The sequence below is a fragment of the Tabrizicola sp. YIM 78059 genome (assembly GCF_004959785.1).
Taxonomy (GTDB): Bacteria; Pseudomonadota; Alphaproteobacteria; order Rhodobacterales; family Rhodobacteraceae; genus Tabrizicola; species Tabrizicola caldifontis.
In genome coordinates, this window is record NZ_SJZH01000005.1 from 125,886 (window position 1) to 147,695 (window position 21,810).

A 21,810-nucleotide genomic window follows, 5' to 3' on the forward strand; every position below is an offset into this window, starting at 1 on the left:
TTACCCCGCCCCGTCACACTATAGACTGCGTCTCAAAGGAGACCCCGATGGAAAAGATCGTCAAGTCCGATGCCGAATGGAAGGCGCAGCTGTCCGACCTCGCCTATCGCGTGACGCGCAAGCACGCGACAGAACGCGCCTTCACGCACGACAACTTTCCGAAGGGCCCAGGCACGTTCCGCTGCATCTGCTGCGACGCGCCGCTGTTCGATGCGGCGACGAAATTCGACAGCGGCACCGGCTGGCCCAGTTTCTATGCCCCGATCGACCCCGAAAGCGTCGGCGAACAGGCCGACAACAGCTGGTTCATGCGGCGCACCGAGGTGCATTGCAACCGCTGCGATGCCCACCTCGGCCATGTCTTTCCAGACGGCCCGCCCCCCACGGGGCTGCGCTACTGCATCAACGGAGTGGCGCTGAAGTTCGACCCGGCCGCCTGACCAAAAGGCCCCGCGTCACAGAACGTCGCCCGCCTGGATGCGGCCGAAGTTGCCCAGAAGCTGACGGATAAGGCCAAGGCCCTTGATGTTGGTCTGCGTGATACGACGCGAGATTTCCACCACCTTGCCGTCCTCAAGCCCGAAGCGGGCGATGTTCTCCACCCGGCCAGAACTGTCGAAGGTCACGGCCACGACCTGCCGCTCGATTTCCTGCGGCTCGCGCGGGCCGAAATGGCGGTATCGGCTTTGTACGTAATACCAGCCCTCGTCGTTCAGCAGACCCGAAGTCGAAGGGCGCCCGATCTTTTCGCCGACGCTTTCCCGGGTATCGACACCAACCTCGATCTTGGCAAGTTCGTCATCTGCCGGTACGTATCCGTGATTGCGGAACACCGGTGAGCAAGCGATCAGCGCGCCAACCAGCATCAGGGCAATGGCCTTTCGGAGAAACCCTGTGCAGGCCGCTCCGACCATCCGCGTCAACCGGAAATCTGCCATACCTGCCCTCTTGCCCCTGAAATGCCGGCACGCGGCGCGGGTGCTTCAAAACCTCTGGCTTTCCCGATAACAGAAGGGCAGCCCATTGTTCAAGAATGGAACGCCGCAGCCATGGGAATTGGCACCCGATGACCGACCCTGCCCCCAACAGCCCGACCCGGTTCCGCACCGGTGGACTGAGCCCACGCAAGCCGACGCGCTTCGACTATGCCCCGGATGGCTCGGCGCGCGCCGAACTGGCCCGGCAACTTGGTCTTTTGGCCCTGAAGCGGCTTCACCTTGCCGGAGAGATCCGGCCCGTGGGTCGTGATGAACTTGTTCTGACCGCCCGGCTGACAGCGGCAGCCGACCAATCCTGCGTCGTGACGCTGAAGCCGGTGGCCGCCGCCATCGACGAGGAAATCCACCGCCGCTACGTCGCGGGACTTACCGAACCGCAGGGCGCAGAAGTCGAAATGCCCGAAGACGACACGCTGGAGCCGATGCCCGAGGTGATCGACCTTGCCGAGATCGCTGCCGAGGCGCTGGCCCTGGCCCTGCCCTTGTATCCCCGCGCCCCGGGCGCGGAACTGGGCGAAATGGTGCACAGCGCAGAGGGCGTCGAGCCACTGCGGGATGACGACATGAAGCCTTTTGCGGGTCTTTCCGCACTGGCTGCCCGCCTTGGGACGAAAGGCAAGCCAGACAACGAAACCGACGACTGAGAACTGCTGCGCGCCCGGCAAAAGGGGGCTTGCGCCCGGACGGAATCCGAGTATGTTCCGCGCCTCGTTCAAGCTGCGAAACAGCGCCGTTCGGCTATTGCCGCAAGCATGGGCCAAGGTGCTGGATCGATAAGGAAAACAGGGGCACGTGTCCCCACTGCCCGAGGTTTAGACATGGCTGTCCCGCAGAACCGCACCACCCGCTCCCGCCGCAACATGCGCCGTGCACATGATGCTCTGGTTGCAGCGAACCCGAACGAATGCCCGAACTGTGGCGAACTGAAGCGCCCGCATCATGTTTGCAGCGCCTGTGGCCACTACGATTCGCGCGAAGTCGTATCGATGGCGCGCGAAGTCGATGTCGACGAGGACGCGGCGTAATCCAACGCCCGCGCGACCGTGAAGATGGCCACCGGACCCGAGTCTGCCTCTGTCACGGCCCTCACTCCGGCGTCCGAACGCGTCGTGATTTCCGTTGACGCGATGGGTGGAGACCAGGGACCGGCAGCAGTTGTTGCCGGTCTTGTCGATTCGATGGTCGAGCACCCAGACATGCAGGTGATCCTGCACGGGGATGAGGCAAGCCTCAGGCCCCTGCTTGCCCGTCACCCTGAACTGGCTTCCCGCATCACCCTGCGCCATGCCGATCGTGTCGTCACCATGGAGGACAAGCCCGCCCAGGTGATGCGTCACGGTCAGGGGACCTCGATGTGGTCGGCCATTGATGCCGTGAAGAACGGCGAGGCCTCTGTTGCCGTATCGTGCGGCAACACTGGGGCGCTCATGGCGGTCAGCATGCTGCGGCTTCGCAAGCTGCCGGGGGTCAACCGTCCGGCAATCGCCTGTCTGTGGCCCTCGCGCAATCCGGGCGGGTTCAACCTCATGCTCGACGTGGGCGCCGACGTGAAGGCAGAAGCCGACGATCTGCTGCAGTATGCCACAATGGGTGCCTCGTATGCGCGCAATGGCCTGGGGCTGAAGCGGCCGCGCATCGGCCTGCTGAACGTCGGCACCGAGGATCACAAGGGCCGCGCCGAACTGAAAGAGGCGCATGAGCGCATGGGGCCGATCGCGAAGGCGGGGGATTTCGACTACGTCGGTTTCGTCGAGGGCGGAGACCTGCCCTCCGACCGGGTCGATGTGATCGTGACCGATGGCTTCACCGGCAACGTCGCGCTGAAGACCGGCGAGGGCACGGCAAAGCTTATTGCCGACTTCCTGCGCGAGGCGTTCGGTGCGGGCATCCTGTCGAAGTTCGCGGCGCTTCTGGCGATGAATTCGCTCAAGCGACTGCAACGCCGGATCGACCCGCGCCGGGTGAACGGGGGGGTGTTTCTCGGGCTGAATGGCACCGTGGTGAAATCACACGGTGCCGCAGATGCAACAGGGGTGTCTGCAGCCGTCAGCCTTGCCTATCAGCTGGCGCGCGCACGGTTCATCGAACGGCTGGCTGCACGGGTTGCATCCGCCGGGCGAGCGGGGCAGGATGCCGCACAGGCAAGCCCCGACGCACATGGGGCGGGGGGCAGTCCGACCGAATGAGTTTACGCGCGGCAGTCAAGGGCGTCGGGCATTATCTTCCCGACCGCATCGTTCCGAACAGTGAGTTCGAATCCATCGTCGAGACTTCGGACGAGTGGATCCGCAGCCGCTCGGGGATCGAGCGGCGCCACTTTGCGGCCGAAGGCCAGCTGACCAGCGACCTTGCCGCCCGTGCCGCTCGCGCGGCGCTGACCGATGCGGGTCTGACAGCCGACGACATCGATGCGATCATCGTGGCGACCTCGACACCGGACCTGACCTTCCCCTCGGTTGCGACCATGGTTCAGGCAGAACTGGGCATGACACGCGGCTTTGCCTTCGATGTTCAGGCAGTCTGCGCCGGATTCGTCTTTGCGCTGGCGAACGCAAATGCACTGATTCTCACCGGTCAGGCGAACCGGGTGCTGGTGATCGGTGCGGAAACCTTCAGCCGCCTGATGAACTGGAAGGACCGCACGACTTGCGTCCTGTTCGGCGACGGGGCTGGCGCACTGGTGCTTGAGGCAGCCCAGGGCGAAGGCACACCGGCGGATCGCGGCATCCTGGCAAGCGATCTGAACTCGGACGGGCGTTACCGCGACATCCTTTATGTGGACGGCGGCACCTCGACGGGCACGACGGGACATCTGGTGATGGAAGGCAAGGAAGTCTTCCGCCATGCCATTGAAAAACTTGCCGAAACCGCACACCGCGCCTTGGACAAGGCCGGACTGACCCCTGACGACGTGGATTGGATCGTGCCGCATCAGGCCAATATCCGCATCATTGAGGGCACCGCGAAACGGATGCAGGTGCCGATGGATCGCGTGGTCGTCACCGTGCAGGACCACGGCAACACCTCGGCCGCATCGATCCCGCTGGCGCTGTCGGTCGGCAAGGCGCGCGGCCAGATCAGGCCTGGCGACCTGCTTGTGACCGAGGCGATCGGCGGCGGGCTTGCCTGGGGTTCGGTCGTCCTGCGCTGGTAGACGCCTTCAACCACGCGGTCCAAGTGGTTGATATTGACTCGGAAATCCAACGGTCGCATGGTCGTTCAAACAACCTCGTGGGGGGACGAGATGAGCGACAAGACCTTGACCCGGATGGATCTGAGCGAAGCTGTGTTCCGCGAGGTAGGACTGAGCCGCAATGAATCGGCCGCACTGGTGGAAAGTGTGCTCCGGCACATGTCCGACGCACTGGTCGCAGGCGAGACGGTGAAGATCTCGTCCTTCGGCACCTTCTCGGTCCGGTCCAAGACGGCGCGGATCGGTCGCAACCCCAAGACGGGCGAGGAAGTTCCGATCTCGCCGCGCCGGGTTCTGACCTTCCGCCCCTCGCATCTGATGAAGGACCGCGTCGCCGCAGGCAAGAAGCGCTGAGGGGCTGACCCCATATGGACAAGTCGCCGGACGCCTTTCGCACCATCAGCGAAGTCGCCGAGGTGCTGAACACGCCCGCCCATGTGCTGCGCTTCTGGGAAAGCCGGTTCACGCAAGTGCGCCCGGTCAAGCGAGCCGGCGGCAGACGCTATTATCGCCCGTCGGACGTGGCGCTTCTGGCCGGGATAAAGCGGCTGCTGCACGACGAAGGTATGACGATCCGGGGCGTACAGAAGATGCTGCGCGACAAGGGCGTGCGGCATGTGGCCAGCCTGGCGGACGGTGCGGTTCCGCTGGTCGGCCCGCAGGATGCCGAGGAACCGGTCTCAGCCGCGAATTGGCAGGACGAGGTGCCCGAAGCCGGCTTCATTGCCGTCGAGGATGAGGATGAAGAGCCCGAAGCCGCGCCGCCGCCCGCGAAGCCCGCGACGCGCGCCAGACCCGAACAGCCGTCGCTGCCGCTGTTCGATGCCGTGGTCGAGGTTTCACCCGCTGCCCCGGCTCCCAAGCCTGCGCCTGCCCCGCCGGCACCCGTAGCGCCTGCCCAGCGCGTGCAGCGCGACGACGTGACCCTTGCCGGCCTGATCCGTGCCCTGCCCGCCGGATATCCCGGCACGGCACGACCGGAAGTCGCCGCCCTGGCCCGCCGGCTAGCCGCGCTGCGGGCCCGGCTAGCCGACCGCGCCGAAGGTCTGGGATAAGTCGGTGCCCCGCCATGCGCTTTCCCGCTTGCCCCTGCCCGGAATATCGGTATGTATCGCCCCGTGTCGGGCCGTAGCGCAGCCTGGTTAGCGCGTCCGTCTGGGGGGCGGGAGGTCGAGAGTTCGAATCTCTCCGGCCCGACCATCGAAAACCTGCCCGCCTGCCGCCACGGCAGAGCGGGCAGTTTCATATCCGGGGCCAGGGAGAGACAGACATGACGACCGGAGTGCTTCCCGCACAGGCCCTGCGCCGGCTGATTGCCAACGGCGCGCTTTCGGCCGCCCCCGCGATCCGTGAGGACCAGATCCAGCCCGCCAGCCTTGACCTGCGCCTGGGGCCGGTGGCCTATCGCGTGCGCGCATCGTTCCTGGCCGGCAGGGGACGCAAGGTCGCCGACCGGCTGGAGGAATTCACCATGCACCAGGTGAACCTTGCCGGGGGTGCGGTTCTGGAAAAGAACTGCGTCTATGTGATTCCGTTGGCGGAACACCTGTCGCTTCCACGGGGCATCACGGCGGTTGCCAATGCCAAAAGCTCTTCCGGCCGGCTGGACCTGCTGACCCGTACGATCACCGACGGCGGAATAGAATTCGACCGCATTCCAGAAGGTTACACCGGTCCCCTCTATGCCGAGGTCTGCCCGCGCAGCTTCTCGGTGCTGGTGCGGGAAGGGCAAAGGCTGAATCAGATCCGATTCCGCCACGGCCAGGCCGTGCTGTCGGATGCCGAACTTGCCGCACTTCATGCGCGCGAACCGCTGGTGACGGGCGAGGCCGTGATTTCGGAAGGTCTGGGCTTCTCGGTCGATCTGCGCCCGGCGCAGGGCACTCTGGTCGGCTACCGCGCCAAACCGCATGCCGGCGTGATCGATCTGGACCAGATCGGCCATTACCCGGCCTCGGACTTCTGGGAAGAGTTGCACACCCGTGACGGCCGCATCATCCTGGACCCGGGGGCCTTCTACATCCTTGTCAGCCGTGAGGCGGTGACGATCCCGCCCGATTATGCCGCCGAGATGGCGCCCTATCTGGCAATGGTGGGCGAGTTCCGGGTGCATTACGCGGGTTTCTTCGACCCCGGCTTTGGCCATGCCTCGGCCGGTGGCGCAGGGTCGCGCGGCGTGCTGGAGGTGCGCTGCCACGAGGCACCCTTCGTGCTGGAACACGGGCAGGTCGTGGGCCGGCTGGTCTATGAACGCATGGCAGAGCGGCCGGAAACACTTTATGGCGCGGGGATCGCCTCAAACTATCAGGGGCAAGGGCTGAAGCTGGCAAAGCAGTTCCGGCCGGGCTGACGCGCCGCCGGAAGCGCGGGTCTTTCAAGACGGCGCAAAGTCCCCGGACGGTCTTTGCCGGTGGCATTCCTAGCGAAAAAATCGCCGGCCCAGCCGTGCCAGCTTCTGCGCCTTCCTTGCGGTTTCCTTTGCGTCCCGGGCCTGCCTGCGTTCTTCGGGTGTGAGCTTTGAGTCGGGCTTGCCCCGGCGCGCTGCGAAATCGACCCCGGTGTTCACCGCGCTGCGGACAAACATCCGCGTCAGCATGCCGAAAAGCCGGTTCAGGTCCATTTGCTTCACCCTAGTCCTCGAACAGCTCGCTCTGGCCGGTCATGGCATCGTCATCCTCGCTTGTGGCCGCCTGGCCCGGCAGGGGGCGGCTGTCCAGCAGCCCGGCAGCGCGCAACTCCTTCAGGCCCGGCAGGTCGCGGGCCGATTCCAGACCAAAATGATCCAGGAACCGTTCGGTCACCACGAAAGTCACCGGTCGACCCGGGGTCATGCGCCGGCGGCCCAGGCGGATCCACTCCAGTTCCATCAGCTGGTCGATGGTGCCGCGGCTGACCGCGACGCCGCGGATCTCTTCAATCTCGGCCCGCGTCACCGGCTGATGATAGGCGATGATCGCCAGGGTCTCGATTGCCGCACGGCTGAGCTTTCGCGTCTCTACCGTCTCGCGGCGCATCAGGAAGCCGAGGTCCGGCGCGGTGCGCATTGCCCAGGCATCACCCACCCTGACCAGATTGACGCCCCGCCCCTCATAGCGTTTGCGCAGCCTGACCAGCGCCTCGGCCGGGTCGCAGCCATGCGGCATCCGGGCCTGAAGTTCGGCCACGGTCACGGGCTCGGCCGTCGCAAACAGGATCGCCTCTACCATCCGCTCCTGTTCGCCCATAGGCGGTGCATCGAAAAGGCTTTGTTCTTCCCCGGTGTCCATCATCCCTCCCGGCGGCGCAGTTCGATGGGCGCGAAGGTCTCGCCCTGGCGCAGGGTGACCTGACCGCGCTTGGCCAGCTCCAGAACGGCGGCGAAATGCGCGGCAAGGGCCGAGCGGCGGGCCATAGGCGTCACGTCCCAGCCTTCAGGCAGGAAGCTGGTCAGGCTCGCCCAGTCCCCGGCGTAACCGATCAGGCCGCGCAGACGATCCAGCGCCTGCTCCATTGTATAGACATGTTCACGGTCCAGCACGAAGGGACGGAACTCGTCCTTCGTACGGATCATTGCATAGGCGCGCATCAGGTCCAGAAGCGTGGCGGTGTAGACGACCTTGCGGTGATGCGTCACTTCCTCGGGGACGCCGCGGGCGAAAAAGTCGCGCCCCAACTGGTCACGCCCCATCAGCCGGGCCGCTGCGTCTCGCATGGCCTGCAGGCGCTCCAGCTGGAAGGCCAGATGCGCGGCCAGGTCTTCGGCGGAAGGCCCTGCCTCGCCGGGCTCGGGCGGCAGCAGAAGGCGTGATTTCAGGAAGGCAAGCCAGGCCGCCATCACAAGGTAATCAGCGGCCAGTTCGATCCGCAGCGTCCGGGCGCGTTCGACGAAGCCCAGGTATTGCTCGGCCAGTTTCAGGACGGAAATCCTGCGCAGGTCCACCTTCTGCGTGCGGGAAAGCGTCAGCAGCAGGTCAAGCGGCCCCTCGAACCCATCGACATCGACGATCAGCGCCTCGGCGGCAAGGCGGTCGTCGATGGGCAGACGTTCCGGCTGATCCCAGTCGTCGGGCTCAGCCATCGGCAAGGTCCGCAAGGGCTGCGTCCAAGGGCAACGGCGCAGTGCGGGCGGCAAGCGCCGCACGGGCGCGGTCGGCTGCTGCGGGCGTCATATCCCCGGCCGCCCCGGCCACAGCCTGCATTTCCGCCAGATCGCCCTTGCAGTGCAGCGCGATATCCACGCCTGCGGCCATCGTTCGCGCGGTGCGGTCGGCAAGGCTGCCTTTCAGCGCCTCCATGTTCAGATCGTCGCTCATCAACAGGCCCTGAAAACCGATCTCGTCCCGGATCAGCCGGATCATGGTTGGCGACTGTGTGGCAGGCAAGCCCGGATCGACCGCCGCAAAGACCAGATGCGCGGTCATCGCCATCGGCAGATCGTTCAGGGCGCGGAAGGGGGCGAAATCGACGGCGCGCAACTCGTCCAGCGGGGCATCCACCGTCGGCAGGGCAAGATGGGTGTCCAGATGCGACAGGCCGTGGCCCGGCAGATGTTTGACGACCGGCAGGACGCCGGCCTCTTTCAGCCCCGCGGCCACGGCGCGTGCAATGATTGCCACTGTTTCGGGGTCCGATCCATAGCAGCGGTTGCGAAGAAAAGGGTGCGTTCCGGGCCGGGCCACATCACCTAGCGGCGCACAGTTCGCGTCGATGCCGACCGCGCGCAATTCGGCGCCGATCACCCGCATCCGCGCCCGCATCGCGCGCGCGGCGACCGCAACCGAGCCGGCCCGTTCGACGGTGTCCAGTGGCGGATCCCATTCGCGCCAGTGCGGAGCCCGCAGGCGCTGCACGCGACCGCCTTCCTGATCCACAAGGATCGGGGCATCGCGGCCCACGGCCGCGCGCAGGTCGGCGGTCAGACGCCGCAACTGATCCGGCGTCTCGATGTTGCGGGCGAAAAGGATGAAGCCGAAGGGATCTGCCTCGCGGAAAAAGGCGCGTTCGTCCTGCAACAGGACCGGGCCGGCGCAGCCGAAGATCGTCGCCCCGCGGCCGATGGTCATCGCTGCGGCACCGGGATGCAGGTGGCGTTCTGCGCAACAAAGGCGGAACAGAAGCGGCGCGCGTCTGCCTCGTCGTCGAAGCCATGGGCGCGCAAGCGATAAAAGGTGCGCCCACCGCTTTCGGCCGGTTGCAGCACCAGCCGCTTGCTAGCCATCAACTCGCCAAACTGACCCGAAAGACGTGCCCATTCGGCCCGCGCCTCGTCCATCGTGTCGAAGGCGCCGAACTGAACCAGCCGGGTACCGACAGGAATGATGGCCGGGTCGATCTCTTCAGGGGCTGACATCGCGACCGCTGGCGCCGGCACCGCTGCGGCAGACCTGCTGCCCGGGCGCGATTTTGGCCGCGGAGAGACGGCAATTCCGCCATCATCAGGCAACTCGGGCGCGAACTCCGGGCCCAGGTCGCCCAGTGCAAGAATGCTGTCGCCGTCCTCGACCGGATCGGCAATCCCTGCAGAGACCGCCTCCGGCGCCAGACCCAGGGCTTCGGCGATCGCGGCATCCACCGCGATGGCGGTAGGACTGGCGCTTTCCGTCGGCGGCGCCGCAGCCAGGGCAAGATCCGGATTCTCGACCCCTGCCCCGCCCAGCGAAGGCAAGGGCGCAGCCACTGCGGCCAGGGCCGAACTGCCGGGTCCGGCCAGACCGGCCTCATCCTCTGGTTCAAGTTCCTGTGGGCGGGGAGCCAGAACCAGACGATCGGGCACCTCTGCCGCCACGCCAGAGGCAGCCACCTCGTTCACGGCAAGGCCACGATGATTTGCGATCTCGCCGCCCGGATCCTCGGGCGCCACCCGAAGCGGCCCTTCCATCGCCTTGATGACAGGCACACCACGCACATCGCGCACGGCCAGCTTGTATCCCCAGATGGAAAGGCCCACCACAAGGCCAAGAGAGACCAGCGCCCCTGCGAGATTGACATAACGCCGGGCCAGGACTTGCGCTCCCCCGCGCCCGCCGTCATAGCTGCCGTAGCCGTCGTAGTCCGCGTCCGCCATGTGCTGCCCCTGCCTGCGGGACGGTTCGTCCGCCCCTGCATACACGCCTCATAGCCGGCGGGGCGCGATTGTTTCAGCGCATTTCCTCGACCGGTGTAACGCCAAGGATACCAAGACCGGCGCAAATGACAACGCCCACGGCCCTTGCAAGGGCGATTTTCGCCTGCGACACGGCCACGTCCTCCTGGATGAAGCGCAGGCTGTCATCGTCGTTGCCCTTGTTCCACAGACCGTGGAAGTCGGAGGCCAGTTCGTAAAGGTAGAAGGCCACCCGGTGGGGCTCGTGCCCCTTGGCGGCAATCTCCACCAGCCTTGGCCATTCACCCAGCTTGCGGATCACCTCAAGCTCGGCCGGATGCCCGAGATGGGCAAGATGCGCCAGCGACAGCGCCGCATCCGACACATCCAGTCCCGCCTCGCGCGCCTTGCGCAGAATGCTGTTCACCCGGGCATTGGCATACTGGACGTAGAAGACCGGGTTGTCTTTCGACTGTTCGGTCACCTTGTCGAAATCGAAATCCAGTGCGACGTCGTTCTTGCGCGTCAGCATGACGAAGCGCACCACGTCAGGCCCGACCTCGTCGATCAGATCGCGCAGCGTGACGAAGGTGCCCGCGCGCTTGGACATCTTGACGATCTCGCCGCCCTTCAGAAGCTTGACGAGCTGGATCAGCTTGATGTCGAGGTTGACCCGGTTCTCGGACAGGGCCGAGACGACCGCCTTCAGCCGCTTGACATAGCCGGAATGGTCGGCGCCGAAAATGTTGATCAGTTCGTCGAAGCCGCGCTGCACCTTGTTGAAGTGATAGGCGATGTCGGGGGCGAAGTAGGTCCAGCTGCCATCCGACTTCTTCACCGGGCGGTCGACATCGTCGCCGAAGGCGGTGGAACGGAACAGCGTCTGCACGCGCGGCTCCCAGTCCTCGGGCGCCTTGCCTTTGGGCGGCTCAAGGATACCTTCGTAGATCAGCCCCTTGGCGCGCAGCGCCTCGATCGCGGCCTCGATCTGGCCTGTGCCGTAAAGCGCCTTCTCGCTGGAATAGACATCCATCGTGACGCCCAGCGCCGCCAGGTCATCGCGGATCATTGCCATCATCATGTCGGTGGCGAAGGTGCGCACATCGGCCAGCCACACGCTTTCGGGCTGTTCCAGAAGGCTGTCGCCGTATTTTTCCTTCAGCGCCTGACCCACCGGGATCAGATAATCGCCGGGATAAAGCCCCTCGGCGATCTCGGGCGACAGGCCATGCGCCTCGCGATAGCGTTCATAGGCAGAGCGTGCCAGCACATCGACCTGGCCGCCACCATCGTTGATGTAATATTCGCGCGTGACCTGCCAGCCTGCAAAGGCAAGCAGCGAAGAAAGCGCATCGCCCACCACCGCGCCCCGCGCATGGGCCACATGCATAGGCCCGGTCGGGTTGGCGCTTACGAACTCCACGTTCACCTTGCGGCCCTGTCCGATGGTCGAGCGGCCGAAATCGGTGCCTTCGGTCAGGATGTCGCGCACCAGGGCCTGCCATGCGGCCGACTCAAGCCGCAGGTTCAGGAACCCCGGGCCCGCCACATCCGCGCCCGCCACGCGCGGATCCTCCATCAGCCGCACGGCCAGTGCCTCGGCAATCGCGCGGGGTTGCATGCCGGCCGGTTTCGCCAGCACCATCGCCGCGTTCGTCGCCATCTCGCCATGCCCCGCATCGCGCGGCGGCTCGACCGCGACATTCGACAGGTCGAGGCCTTGGGGCAGCACGCCCTCGGCCATCAGCGCCTGCAACTCGGCGACCACTAGCTCACGGATATCGGCGAACAGGTTCATTTGATCACATCCTTTCCCCGAACAGGCCATGCCAGAGGCCCGGCCCGTGGTCAAGGATGGCTCACGACCGCCGCCAATCCTCCAGCGCCGCATTCTCTTCGGTCGCCGCCTGTGGCGCTGCGGACGCGGACGTCACGGCGCGATTGCGGAAGTAATGCGTCTCGCGCGCGCCGAAATAGAAGGCGACGATCGCGCCCAGCAGCCACCACAGCGGCTCGGGCACCGCATTCAGCCCCGCCATCCGGTCAGCGAAGGCCCTCGGGTCCACCATGGCGTAGACGAACAACCCGATTGTGCCGAAGGCAAGAAACGGCCGCGGCAGCCGGTTCAGCCCGTTCACCATCCGGTCGAACCGGGACAGGGCGGGATGCTGATACTCCTCGCCCAACTGGCGCAAGGCGGCCATCTGCGCCTCTGCCGAATATTCCATGCGCTTCGTGGCGCTGGGCACGAAGACCTCGGCCACGCCCTTCGCAGCCTCGCCCAGCGCCGTGACCGTGCCGGGGGAACCAATCAGCCTGCCGATCATACCCATTGCGCCACCCGCGCCCGGTGCTGCGCCTCGGTCAGATGGTATTTCGGAGAGATGAATTCCTCTGCCCGCAGGATCCAGCCGCCCTTTCCGCCGTCCTTGCGCCTGGCAAACTTGCGGCTGGCGGGGCGGCTGTCGGCCAGCGCGTAGTAATAGTTCCGACGCGCGATTCCGTAGGCATCGGCCAGATGCGCAGGCGCCGCCTCATGGGCCAGCTGCGCCGCGCGAATCGTCTTCGGCCCGATCACCCCGTCCGGCTCGCAGGGAAAGCCCATCTCGGTCAGCAGCCGCTGCAGTATTCTCACCGCATTGGCCCCGGCATTCACATACATGTCGAAGACACTGGCCTGGATCGGCTCGGGCAGGGCTGCGATGCCGGGACGGCGATAGTAATGTTCCAGATAGATCTCCACCGCCTGGGCGCGGGTCAAGGCCTTCACATCGGCCACATCGATCCGCCTGTCGCGGTTCACGTCGATCCCCAGCCGCCTCAGCGTGCCGATGGTGACCCCGTGGTTCGTGGCCCCGCCCGGATCGTCCGGGTCGTTCACGAAACCGCCCTCGCGGGCGACGATCTCTTCGGCAATCCGTCGGACATCCGGCATGCTGACCCCCATTTCAGACAGGGATAGCCTGACAAGGCGGCATTAACGCCCCCCTGATGCAGCGCGCGCTCAGCTGTCGGGCTGGGCCTTCGGATCGACGTAAACCCCCTGCTCCTTCAGCGCGTCGACCACTTCCTTCGGCATGTAGGTCTCGTCATGCTTGGCCAGGACTTCGGTCGCAACGAAGGTGCCGCCCTCCAGCCGACCCAGGGCAACCACACCTTCGCCCTCGCGGAACAGGTCGGGCAGGATGCCGGTATAGCGCACCGGAACGGTGGCATTTGTGTCTGTGACGGCGAAGGCGACCTCTGTCCCCTCACCCCGGACGATCGAGCCTTCGACCACCAGACCACCGATGCGGAACGTCTCGCCGGGGCCGGGCGGATTCTCCATGACCTGGCTGGGCGAACGGAAGAAGTTGATCCCGTCGCGCATGGCGTAACCGACCAGCCCCGTCGCGCCGATCAGCGCCACCGCGGCCAGGGCGACGATCTGGATGCGCCGTTGCTTCTTCAGCCCCTTCAGGCCCCGGAACGCCTGCTTTTCGGTCATGCCTCTCTCCCCGCCCGATGCCGGGCCAGCGCCTCCAACTTGGGCATGGCACCCGTCAAGTCAAGCCCCCCGGCAGCGACACGGTGCCATAGGCGGGGCTCAGGGGAAGACCGGCGCCAGCATCAGACCCTCGGTCTCGGGCAGGCCCAGCATGAGATTGGCGTTCTGGATCGCCTGTCCCGAGGATCCCTTGGTCAGGTTGTCCAGAACCGCAACCACCACAGCCCGGCCGGGAATCCGGTCGCCCACAACCCCCAGATGGCAGAAGTTCGACCCCGCGATGTCGCGCGTCGATGGCAGCGCCCCGAAGGGCAAGACCTTGAGGAACGGCTCATTTTCGTAAGCCTTTTCCAAAACTTCGTGAACGATCGTCGCATCGCCCTTGACATAGACCGTCGCCAGGATTCCCCGGTTCATCGGAAGAAGGTGGGGCGTGAACTGCACCCGCACCGGCCGGCCGGCGATTTTCGAGAACTCCTGATCGAACTCTCCCAGATGCCGGTGCTTGCCGCCCGCGGAATAGGCATGGGTGCCGCCAGACAATTCCGCGTGAAGCAGGTTTTCCTTCAGGCTGCGCCCCGCGCCGGACACGCCGGCCTTCAGGTCGATCAGGATGTCGTCCAGGTCGATCACCCCCGCCGCGATCAGCGGGCGCAGCGCGTATTGGCCGGTCGCTGCGTTGCAGCCCGTGCCCGCCACCAGCCGAGCCCGGCGGATCTCGTCCCGGTAGAACTCGGTCAGGCCATAGACCGCTTCCTTCTGGATGTCCACCGCGGCATGGGGTTGGCCATACCATTTCTGGTATTCCGCAGGATCGCGCAGCCGGAAGTCGGCCGAAAGGTCCACGATCCGCAGATCGCGCGGCAGACGGGCCACAACCTCTTGCGTCGTGGCATGAGGAAGCGCGCAGAAGCACATGTCTACATTGGAAAAATCTATCTCGTCGATCTTCGTCAGCCGCGGCAGGTCCAGATGTCGCAGGAAGGGAAAGACCTCGGCCATCGTCATCCCCGCCTTGCGGTCGGCCGACAGGGCCACGATGCGCATTCCCGGATGCGTCGCGATCAGGCGGACAAGCTCGGCTCCCGTGTAGCCTGAAGCCCCAAGAATGGCGATGCGATGGGTCATTGCGCGGCTCCTGTCAAAACCGCACCCTCTTTGCGCGGTTGGCCGTGACAATGCAAGTCTGCCGGTTGTCCTTCCTCTCTGCGGAAATATCCTCCGGGGGTCCGGGGGGGGAAAGCCCCGGCACGCGAGCCAGTTGGCCGAAGGCCAGAGGCGAGACACTGCCTTGCGGCGCCAGCCGCTCAATTCGTCAGCCCTTTCAAACCGCGATGAGGTCAGGGCACCGGGGTCCACATCACATCGTCGATCCGCGGCGCAGCCGTCGCCAGCATCACAAGGCGATCGAAACCCAGCGCGATGCCGGCAGCGGGTGGCATGAGCGCAAGCGCCGCGAGGAAATCCTCGTCCAGCGGGTAGCTTTCGCAATAGACGCGCGCCTTCTCGGCCATCTCGGCCTCGAACCGCCGGCGCTGTTCCTCGGGGTCGGTCAGTTCGCCGAAGCCGTTCGCCAGTTCCACCCCGCAGGCATATACCTCGAACCGTTCGGAAACCCTTGCATCTCCGGGCACCTTTCGCGCCAGGGCGGCCTCTGCTGCGGGATAATGGTCAAGGATCGTCACCCTGCCCTGCCCCAGGTGCGGCTCGACCTTCGCTGAAAGTACCCGGCTGAACATGTCCGACCAGGTATCATCGGCCGCCCGGCGCAAACCGATCCGGTCCAGCTCTGCCCCCAGGCGTGCGGCATCGGTGGTTCCGTCAGGACGGATCGAGGCCATCAGATCCACCCCGGCATGCCTGCCGAAGGCGTCGGCCACCGTCAGCCGCTCGGCTTCGGCGAAGGGGTCGCAGGCAAGGTCGCGGAAGCGCAGCAGCTTTACCCCCGCCTCGTCGGCGGCAAGGCGCAGGAACACAAGCGTATCGTTCATCAGCGCCTCATACCCCTCGCCCGCCCGATACCACTCCAGCATGGTGAACTCGGGGGAATGCAGCGGCCCGCGCTCGCGGTTGCGCCAGACATGCGAAAAGGCGTAAATGCGTGTCTCGCCGGCGGCCAGCAGCTTCTTCATCGCGAACTCGGGCGATGTGTGCAGATACATCCGGCGACGCTGCCCGTCATTGCCGATGGCTTCGGTGGCAAAGCCGTGAAGATGCGCCTCGTTGCCAGGGCTGACCGCAAGCGCCGCCGGATCGACCTCCACGAAAGCCTCCTTCGCCAGGTAGCGCCGGATTGCGGCCTGGATACGGTTGCGCGCCATCAGCACGGGGCGGCGGTCGGCATGAACGGCTGGGTTCCACCATTGGGACGAGGGATTCATCTGGAAATTCCGGTCGGGATCGGTTAGGGGCGCGTGCAGATGCCGGTCCGTGGGACCGGGCCCCGGGATATAGCAAGGACCAGACCTTTGAAAGTCATCGCCTCAAGCCTTCGCAAGGGCAATGTCGTCGAGATGGACGGCAAGCTCTACGTTGTTCTTACCGCCTCGAACTTCCACCCCGGCAAGGGCACGCCCACGACCAGCGTGGACATGCGCCGGATTTCCGATGGGGTTAAGGTCTCCGAGCGCTGGCGGACGACCGAGATGGTGGAAAAGGCCACCGTCGACGAACGCGAATACGACTTTCTCTATGAAGACAGCGAAGGCTTCCATTTCATGGAGCCGAACACCTACGAACAGGTCGTCGTGACCGAGGACGTGATGGGCGGCAACAAGCCCTACCTTCAGGAAGGCATGCGCTGCTATCTCAAGACCTTCGAGGGCGTGCCGATCGCGATCGAGGTGCCCCAGAAGATCACGGTGGAAATCGTCGAGACCGAGCCGGTGGTGAAGGGGCAGACCGCCTCCTCGAGCTACAAGCCCGCAATCACCTCGAACGGGCTGCGCGTGATGGTGCCGCCGCACATCGGGCCCGGCACCCGTATCGTGATCAACACCGACGACGATTCCTACGTCGAACGCGCCAAGGACTGAGGCTACAAGCCCGGACCACGGCTGAACCATGCGCAGGGCGGGCAGCAATGCCCGCCCTGCTTGAGTTTGCGGGGTTCAGGCTGCCTCGAACGTGATCTTCCGGCGCAGGAACTGGGTGGCCTTGTTCGAAACACTTGCAGGATCGCCCGTGGTCAGGAACTTCGCCTCGGTGCCTGGCCCAAGGAACTCTGGCCGGCGCTGCAGATAGTCGGCCAGAGCCTCGGCCACCAGGTTTGCCTGGGAATAGACCTTGACCTCCTCGCCCAGCGCCTCCTGAAAAGCCTTTTCCATCAGGGGGTAATGCGTACAGCCCAGGATCGCCGCCTCGGGGTGCGGCATGCGGCGCTTCAGCGCCTCGACATGGCTGCGCACCAAGGCCTCGGCCAGAATCTCGTCGCCCTGCTCGATGGCATCCACAACGCCGCCGCAGGGCTGGGCCTCGACATCCACTCCGATGGCGCGGAAGGCCAGCTCGCGCTGGAAGGCACGGCTTGCAACGGTGGCAGGGGTGGCAAAAAGGGCGACATGCTTCACCGCAACCTCGCGCGGGGGCGAGTTGTCGCCCCATTGCCGTTCGGTCAGCGCCTCGATCAGCGGCACGAAGACGCCCAGAACACGCTTGTGGGGCGGCAACCAGGTTTCCTGCATCCGCTTCAGCGCGGCCGCGCTGGCGGTATTGCAGGCCAGGATCACCAGATCGCAACCCTCGGCCCACAGCCGTTCCACCGCGGCGCAGGTCAGATGAAAGATGTCATCCGCCGTGCGCACACCATAGGGCGCGTGGGCATTGTCGCCAAAATAGACAAAGGGAACATCCGGCAACCGTTTTGTCACCGCCTCAAGAACGGTCAAGCCGCCGAGGCCCGAATCGAAGATACCTACCGCCATGCCTGCCCCTTTCCTCGGCCGTCGCGTTCTGCGCGTCTTGCCTTGATTTCATCATACGGCGGGTGTCGGTGGCGTGAAAGGGGCAAGCGCTGGCGCAAGATGCGGTAAAGCCCCATTCACTTGCATTCGCATTTCCCTATCTAGGGGCGGTCGTGCTAGGGTCACGACTGATTTCGCGAGGTGCTTCATGGACTGGGACAAGCTGAGAATCTTTCACGCCGTCGCGGAAAAGGGCAGCCTGACCCATGCCGGCGAGGTGCTGCACTTGTCGCAGTCCGCCGTCAGCCGGCAGATCCGCGCGCTGGAGGAAAGCCTGTCGGTCACGCTGTTCCACCGCCATGCGCGCGGGCTGATCCTGACGGAACAGGGCGAACTGCTGTTCGACGCCACGACCCAGATGGTCAAGCGGCTGGATGCCACGGCCGCACGCATCCGCGACAGCGAGGATGAAGTCTTCGGCGAATTGCGCGTGACCACCACCACGGGCTTCGGCACACTGTGGCTGGCCCCGCGCCTCGCCCGGCTGTACGAGAAATACCCGGCGCTGAAGATCGACCTGATGCTGGAAGAGCGCGTTCTGGACCTGCCAATGCGCGAGGCGGACGTCGCAATCCGCATGAAAGAGCCCAGCCAGGCCGACCTGATCCGTAAGCGGCTGATGAACATCAGGATGCAGCTATTCGCGACGCCCGAATACCTGGCCGCCCACGGCACGCCCGAGACGATGGACGATCTCAGCGCCCACCGGCTGATCAGCCAGCACGCCGGCACGCCGCAGGTCGCGGCAGGTGCGCTTCTGGTGGCGGAACTCATGACGCATGACATCCCCTCGACCCTGACGGTGAACAACTATTTCGGGGTCTTGCAGGCGGTGCTGAACCATCTGGGCGTGGGCGTCCTGCCCGACTATCTGACCGAGGATTTTCCGAACCTCGTCAGGGTCTTGCCGGATGTCCAGAGCGCCGAGGTGCCAGTGTTCCTGGCCTATCCCGAAGAGTTGCGCCATTCCAAGCGCGTGGCCGCCTTCCGCGACTTCGTGACCGACGAGATCATGTCCTTCCGCCGCCGTCAGCAGGAGGAGGCCGCGGCCTGAACGCAAGGGTGGGATGCCGCCATGCAGCATTTGCATATCGGCAATGCTTAAACGTCGGGCAATCCAGACTTGTTTGCGCAAGCACAGGGCACTATCTGAACGCTCGAAGCGACGCTGAGCCTGGCTCGCGTTCCTTCGTACCTCCCTGTTGGACTTGGCCGAGCGGAAGCTCGGCCTTTTTTTTCGAACGTCGCCATGCCGGGGCCGGGTCGCGGCGGCCCGGATGGTGCCTCCTGGCTCATGTCCCCCGGCCCGGTCTCGTGCCCGTGCGGCCGCAGCCGCAGCCCATGGCATCCCTGGCAAAGATTTTTCGACCCGGACAGGCTGCGGCGGTTTGCCCTTCCTCGGCCTTTCCCTTATGAGGCGGGCCAAGCCGCCAGAGGGGATGCCATGCAAGAACCCGCCATCACGCCCGAACTCGTCGCTGCCCACGGGATCAAGCCCGACGAATGGGAACGCCTGCTGGAAATCATGGGCCGCGAGCCGACCTTCACCGAGCTGGGCATCTTTTCGGCAATGTGGAACGAGCATTGTTCCTACAAGTCTTCGAAGATCCACCTGAAGAAGCTGCCCACCACCGGCCCGCAGGTGATCTGCGGTCCGGGGGAAAACGCGGGCGTGGTGGATATCGGCGACGGGCAGGCCGTCATCTTCAAGATGGAGAGCCACAACCACCCCTCCTACATCGAGCCGCATCAAGGCGCAGCGACCGGTGTGGGCGGCATCCTGCGTGACGTCTTCACCATGGGCGCGCGGCCCATCGCGGCGATGAACGCGCTGTCCTTCGGCCTGCCAAGCCACCCCAAGACCGCGCATCTGGTCAAGGGTGTCGTGGAAGGCATCGGCAGCTACGGCAATGCCTTCGGCGTGCCGACCGTGGGCGGCGAAGTGCGTTTCCATCGCAGCTACAACGGCAACTGCCTGGTCAATGCCTTTGCTGCGGGCCTCGCGGATGCGGACAAGATCTTCTATTCGGCCGCCTCGGGCGTGGGTATGCCAGTCGTCTATCTGGGCGCCAAGACGGGGCGCGACGGGGTAGGCGGAGCCACGATGGCCAGTGCCGAGTTCGACGACACGATCGAGGAAAAACGCCCCACCGTGCAGGTCGGCGACCCCTTCACCGAGAAGCGCCTTCTGGAGGCGTGCCTGGAGCTGATGGCGTCGGGCGCGGTCATTTCCATCCAGGACATGGGCGCGGCGGGGCTGACCTGCTCGGCGGTGGAAATGGGTGACAAGGGCGGGCTAGGCATCAAGCTGCAACTGAACGACGTGCCGCAGCGCGAAACGGGAATGAGCGCCTACGAGATGATGCTGTCCGAAAGCCAGGAGCGGATGCTCATGGTGCTCAAACCCGAGAAGGAGGCCGAGGCGCGGGCCATCTTCGAGAAGTGGGATCTCGACTTTGCCATCGTGGGCGAGACCATCCCCGAGGACCGGTTCCTGATCCTGCATGGCAACGAGGTAAAGGCCGACATTCCGCTGTCGAAGCTGTCGTCCAGCGCGCCGGAATACGACCGGCCTTGGGTGCCCACCCCCGCCCCCGCGCCGCTGAAGGAAGTTCCGGAAATCGGGGCGATCGCCGGGCTGAAGGCGCTGATCGGCTCTGCCTCCTACGCGCACAAGGCATGGGTCTGGGAACAGTATGACAGCCAGGTGGGCGCGGATACGCTGGTCACGCCTGGCCTGCCTGCGGGCGTCGTGCGGGTGCACGGAACGGGCAAGGCCCTTGCCTTCACCAGCGACGTGACCCCGCGTTACGTCAAGGCGAACCCGGTCGAGGGTGGCAGGCAGGCAGTGGCCGAGGCCTTCCGCAACCTCTGCGCCGTTGGGGCGAAGCCGCTGGCCACCACCGACAACCTGAACTTCGGCAACCCCGAAAAGCCCGAGATCATGGGCCAGTTCGTTGGCGCCCTGCAGGGCATCGGCGAGGCCTGCAGGGCGCTGGACATGCCGATCGTGTCCGGCAACGTCAGCCTTTACAACGAGACCGACGGCCAGCCGATCCTGCCCACGCCCACCATCGGTGCGGTGGGTCTTTTGCGCAACCTTGACGAACTGATCGCCGGCAAGCCCGCAGAGGGCGACCTTGCGATCCTGGTGGGCGAAACCAAAGGCCATCTCGGCCAGTCGGCCCTTCTGGCCGAGGCCTTCGGGATCGAAGCAGGCGATGCGCCACCGGTCGATCTTGCAACCGAACTGCGCCACGGCGAATTCGTAAGGGCCAACCGCGGGCACATCCGCGCCTGCACCGACCTGTCGGATGGGGGGCTGGCGCTGGCTGCCTTTGAAATGGCCGAAGGCGCGGGCCTTGGCGTGACGCTGGAGGTGTCGGGCACCCCTGCCCTGTTCGGCGAGGATCAGGCACGCTATCTGCTGGCAGCGGCACCAGGCGAAGCCGAGGCGCTGGCCGCAGCGGCAGCGGTAGCGGGTGTTCCGCTATCCGTGGTCGGACGCTTCGGCGGCGCGACCGTCGCATTCGGCAGCGATTCCGCCCCACTTGCCGACCTGTCGAAGCTTTATCGCACGGCCTTTGCCACTTCCCTGGGGATCTGATGCTGCGCCCGGCAACAGCGGCGGACATCGGCTTCATCCGCAGCCTGACAACGCGGCCCGACTATGCGCCCTTCATCGGCGATGCGGACGAGGCGCAGCTGCGGGCCTGGATCGACGATCCCTCGGTAAGGGTGCTGATCTGGGAAGGCGCGGCGCGCGGCTTTGCGATCTTCCGCAGCGCCGATCAGCCGGTGGTCGAACTGTTCCGCATCGCGCTCGACCGCGCGGGCGGCGGGCATGGCGACGCCTTCTTTCGCGCGCTGGTGGACCATGCCTTCCGCGACCTCGGCGCGGAACGGCTATGGCTGGACGCCAGCGCCGAGAACGCACGCGCAATCAAGGTCTATACGCGTGCCGGTTTCCGTCAGGAGGGGCGGCTTCGCGCGCACTGGTTCCGCCCTGCCCTCGGCCGGGCGGTGGACCTGATCCTTATGGGAATGCTGCGCAGCGAGTGGCAGGCCCTTGAAGCGACTTCAGCGCGGGCCTAGGTTGAAGCCAGACA

24 protein-coding genes and 1 tRNA gene are annotated in these 21,810 nt (G+C 65.4%); 13 read left to right on the plus strand and 12 right to left on the minus strand.

Translation table 11 applies throughout. From position 1 onward, the window contains the following. Positions 1-47 precede the first annotated feature (47 nt). Positions 48-440 (plus strand): peptide-methionine (R)-S-oxide reductase MsrB, encoded by a 393-nt coding sequence (gene msrB / locus EZM81_RS08710; protein WP_135448680.1) that lies wholly within the window; start codon positions 48-50, stop codon positions 438-440. 15 nt (positions 441-455) lie between these two features. On the opposite strand, the gene EZM81_RS08715 is transcribed toward msrB, so the two are convergent. Further along, complete coding sequence (locus tag EZM81_RS08715; protein ID WP_371685734.1) at positions 456-938, minus strand: outer membrane protein assembly factor BamE; 483 nt, start codon at positions 936-938, stop codon at positions 456-458. 95 nt (positions 939-1,033) lie between these two features. Here EZM81_RS08715 and EZM81_RS08720 point away from each other — a divergent pair, with 95 nt between their 5' ends. The 8 genes from EZM81_RS08720 to EZM81_RS08755 all read left to right on the plus strand — a co-directional run bounded on the left by EZM81_RS08720 (position 1,034) and on the right by EZM81_RS08755 (position 6,541). After that, positions 1,034-1,642, plus strand: coding sequence for a YceD family protein (locus EZM81_RS08720; RefSeq protein ID WP_248298170.1), 609 nt, complete (start codon positions 1,034-1,036; stop codon positions 1,640-1,642). Between the two features lie 174 nt (positions 1,643-1,816). Further along, entirely contained in the window at positions 1,817-2,023 is a 207-nt protein-coding gene (gene rpmF, locus EZM81_RS08725; protein WP_135448681.1) for a 50S ribosomal protein L32, read from the plus strand. Positions 2,024-2,047: 24 nt separating this feature from the next. Continuing rightward, the gene (gene plsX / locus EZM81_RS08730; RefSeq protein ID WP_135448682.1) at positions 2,048-3,184 is read left to right on the plus strand and encodes a phosphate acyltransferase PlsX; all 1,137 of its coding nucleotides are present in this window, start codon (positions 2,048-2,050) and stop codon (positions 3,182-3,184) included. Next, positions 3,181-4,152, plus strand: a complete 972-nt coding sequence (locus EZM81_RS08735; RefSeq protein WP_136645444.1) for a beta-ketoacyl-ACP synthase III — start codon at positions 3,181-3,183, stop codon at positions 4,150-4,152. Before plsX ends, EZM81_RS08735 begins: the two co-directional genes overlap by 4 nt. Positions 4,153-4,242: 90 nt before the next feature. Beyond that, positions 4,243-4,545: an integration host factor subunit alpha gene (ihfA, locus tag EZM81_RS08740; RefSeq protein WP_135448684.1), complete on the plus strand. Its 303-nt coding sequence runs from the start codon at positions 4,243-4,245 to the stop codon at positions 4,543-4,545. A 14-nt stretch (positions 4,546-4,559) separates the two neighbouring features. Then, a complete protein-coding gene (locus EZM81_RS08745; protein WP_136645445.1) occupies positions 4,560-5,246 on the plus strand; it encodes a MerR family transcriptional regulator in 687 nt (228 codons plus the stop codon). A 67-nt stretch (positions 5,247-5,313) separates the two neighbouring features. Then, positions 5,314-5,391, plus strand: a tRNA-Pro gene (locus EZM81_RS08750). Positions 5,392-5,461: 70 nt separating this feature from the next. Then, positions 5,462-6,541, plus strand: coding sequence for a 2'-deoxycytidine 5'-triphosphate deaminase (locus EZM81_RS08755; protein ID WP_136645446.1), 1,080 nt, complete (start codon positions 5,462-5,464; stop codon positions 6,539-6,541). Positions 6,542-6,821: 280 nt separating this feature from the next. Here EZM81_RS08755 and scpB read toward each other — a convergent pair whose 3' ends face one another. From scpB to epmA, 10 genes are all read right to left on the minus strand, one after another. Continuing rightward, a complete protein-coding gene (gene scpB / locus EZM81_RS08760) occupies positions 6,822-7,457 on the minus strand; it encodes an SMC-Scp complex subunit ScpB (protein ID WP_136645447.1) in 636 nt (211 codons plus the stop codon). Then, complete coding sequence (locus EZM81_RS08765; RefSeq protein ID WP_135448688.1) at positions 7,457-8,248, minus strand: ScpA family protein; 792 nt, start codon at positions 8,246-8,248, stop codon at positions 7,457-7,459. Before EZM81_RS08765 ends, scpB begins: the two co-directional genes overlap by 1 nt. After that, positions 8,241-9,233, minus strand: a complete 993-nt coding sequence (locus EZM81_RS08770; RefSeq protein WP_136645448.1) for a glycoside hydrolase family 3 N-terminal domain-containing protein — start codon at positions 9,231-9,233, stop codon at positions 8,241-8,243. Before EZM81_RS08770 ends, EZM81_RS08765 begins: the two co-directional genes overlap by 8 nt. Continuing rightward, entirely contained in the window at positions 9,230-10,234 is a 1,005-nt protein-coding gene (locus EZM81_RS08775) for an SPOR domain-containing protein (protein ID WP_136645449.1), read from the minus strand. Before EZM81_RS08775 ends, EZM81_RS08770 begins: the two co-directional genes overlap by 4 nt. A gap of 73 nt (positions 10,235-10,307) precedes the next feature. Beyond that, the gene (argS, locus tag EZM81_RS08780; RefSeq protein WP_136645450.1) at positions 10,308-12,050 is read right to left on the minus strand and encodes an arginine--tRNA ligase; all 1,743 of its coding nucleotides are present in this window, start codon (positions 12,048-12,050) and stop codon (positions 10,308-10,310) included. A 61-nt stretch (positions 12,051-12,111) separates the two neighbouring features. Further along, on the minus strand, positions 12,112-12,585 hold the full coding sequence (locus EZM81_RS08785) for a holin family protein (protein ID WP_136645451.1): 474 nt from the start codon (positions 12,583-12,585) through the stop codon (positions 12,112-12,114). Further along, a complete protein-coding gene (locus tag EZM81_RS08790) occupies positions 12,576-13,187 on the minus strand; it encodes a holin-associated N-acetylmuramidase (RefSeq protein WP_136645452.1) in 612 nt (203 codons plus the stop codon). The genes EZM81_RS08785 and EZM81_RS08790 overlap by 10 nt, the downstream gene beginning before the upstream one ends. A 69-nt stretch (positions 13,188-13,256) precedes the next feature. Next, entirely contained in the window at positions 13,257-13,712 is a 456-nt protein-coding gene (ccmE, locus tag EZM81_RS08795) for a cytochrome c maturation protein CcmE (protein ID WP_136645543.1), read from the minus strand. A 126-nt stretch (positions 13,713-13,838) separates the two neighbouring features. Beyond that, entirely contained in the window at positions 13,839-14,867 is a 1,029-nt protein-coding gene (gene argC / locus EZM81_RS08800; RefSeq protein WP_136645453.1) for an N-acetyl-gamma-glutamyl-phosphate reductase, read from the minus strand. Positions 14,868-15,079: 212 nt separating this feature from the next. Then, complete coding sequence (epmA, locus tag EZM81_RS08805; protein WP_136645454.1) at positions 15,080-16,120, minus strand: EF-P lysine aminoacylase EpmA; 1,041 nt, start codon at positions 16,118-16,120, stop codon at positions 15,080-15,082. An 87-nt stretch (positions 16,121-16,207) separates the two neighbouring features. Here epmA and efp point away from each other — a divergent pair, with 87 nt between their 5' ends. After that, the gene (efp, locus tag EZM81_RS08810; RefSeq protein WP_135448696.1) at positions 16,208-16,774 is read left to right on the plus strand and encodes an elongation factor P; all 567 of its coding nucleotides are present in this window, start codon (positions 16,208-16,210) and stop codon (positions 16,772-16,774) included. A gap of 75 nt (positions 16,775-16,849) precedes the next feature. On the opposite strand, the gene murI is transcribed toward efp, so the two are convergent. Continuing rightward, complete coding sequence (gene murI, locus EZM81_RS08815; RefSeq protein WP_135448697.1) at positions 16,850-17,662, minus strand: glutamate racemase; 813 nt, start codon at positions 17,660-17,662, stop codon at positions 16,850-16,852. Positions 17,663-17,849: 187 nt separating this feature from the next. On the opposite strand from murI, the gene EZM81_RS08820 reads away from it, so the two are divergent. From EZM81_RS08820 to EZM81_RS08830, 3 genes are all read left to right on the plus strand, one after another. Beyond that, positions 17,850-18,755 (plus strand): LysR family transcriptional regulator, encoded by a 906-nt coding sequence (locus tag EZM81_RS08820; RefSeq protein ID WP_135448698.1) that lies wholly within the window; start codon positions 17,850-17,852, stop codon positions 18,753-18,755. Positions 18,756-19,145: 390 nt separating this feature from the next. Next, the gene (purL, locus tag EZM81_RS08825; protein WP_136645455.1) at positions 19,146-21,308 is read left to right on the plus strand and encodes a phosphoribosylformylglycinamidine synthase subunit PurL; all 2,163 of its coding nucleotides are present in this window, start codon (positions 19,146-19,148) and stop codon (positions 21,306-21,308) included. After that, a complete protein-coding gene (locus EZM81_RS08830) occupies positions 21,308-21,796 on the plus strand; it encodes a GNAT family N-acetyltransferase (RefSeq protein ID WP_136645456.1) in 489 nt (162 codons plus the stop codon). The genes purL and EZM81_RS08830 overlap by 1 nt, the downstream gene beginning before the upstream one ends. The last annotated feature ends 14 nt before the right edge of the window (positions 21,797-21,810 follow it).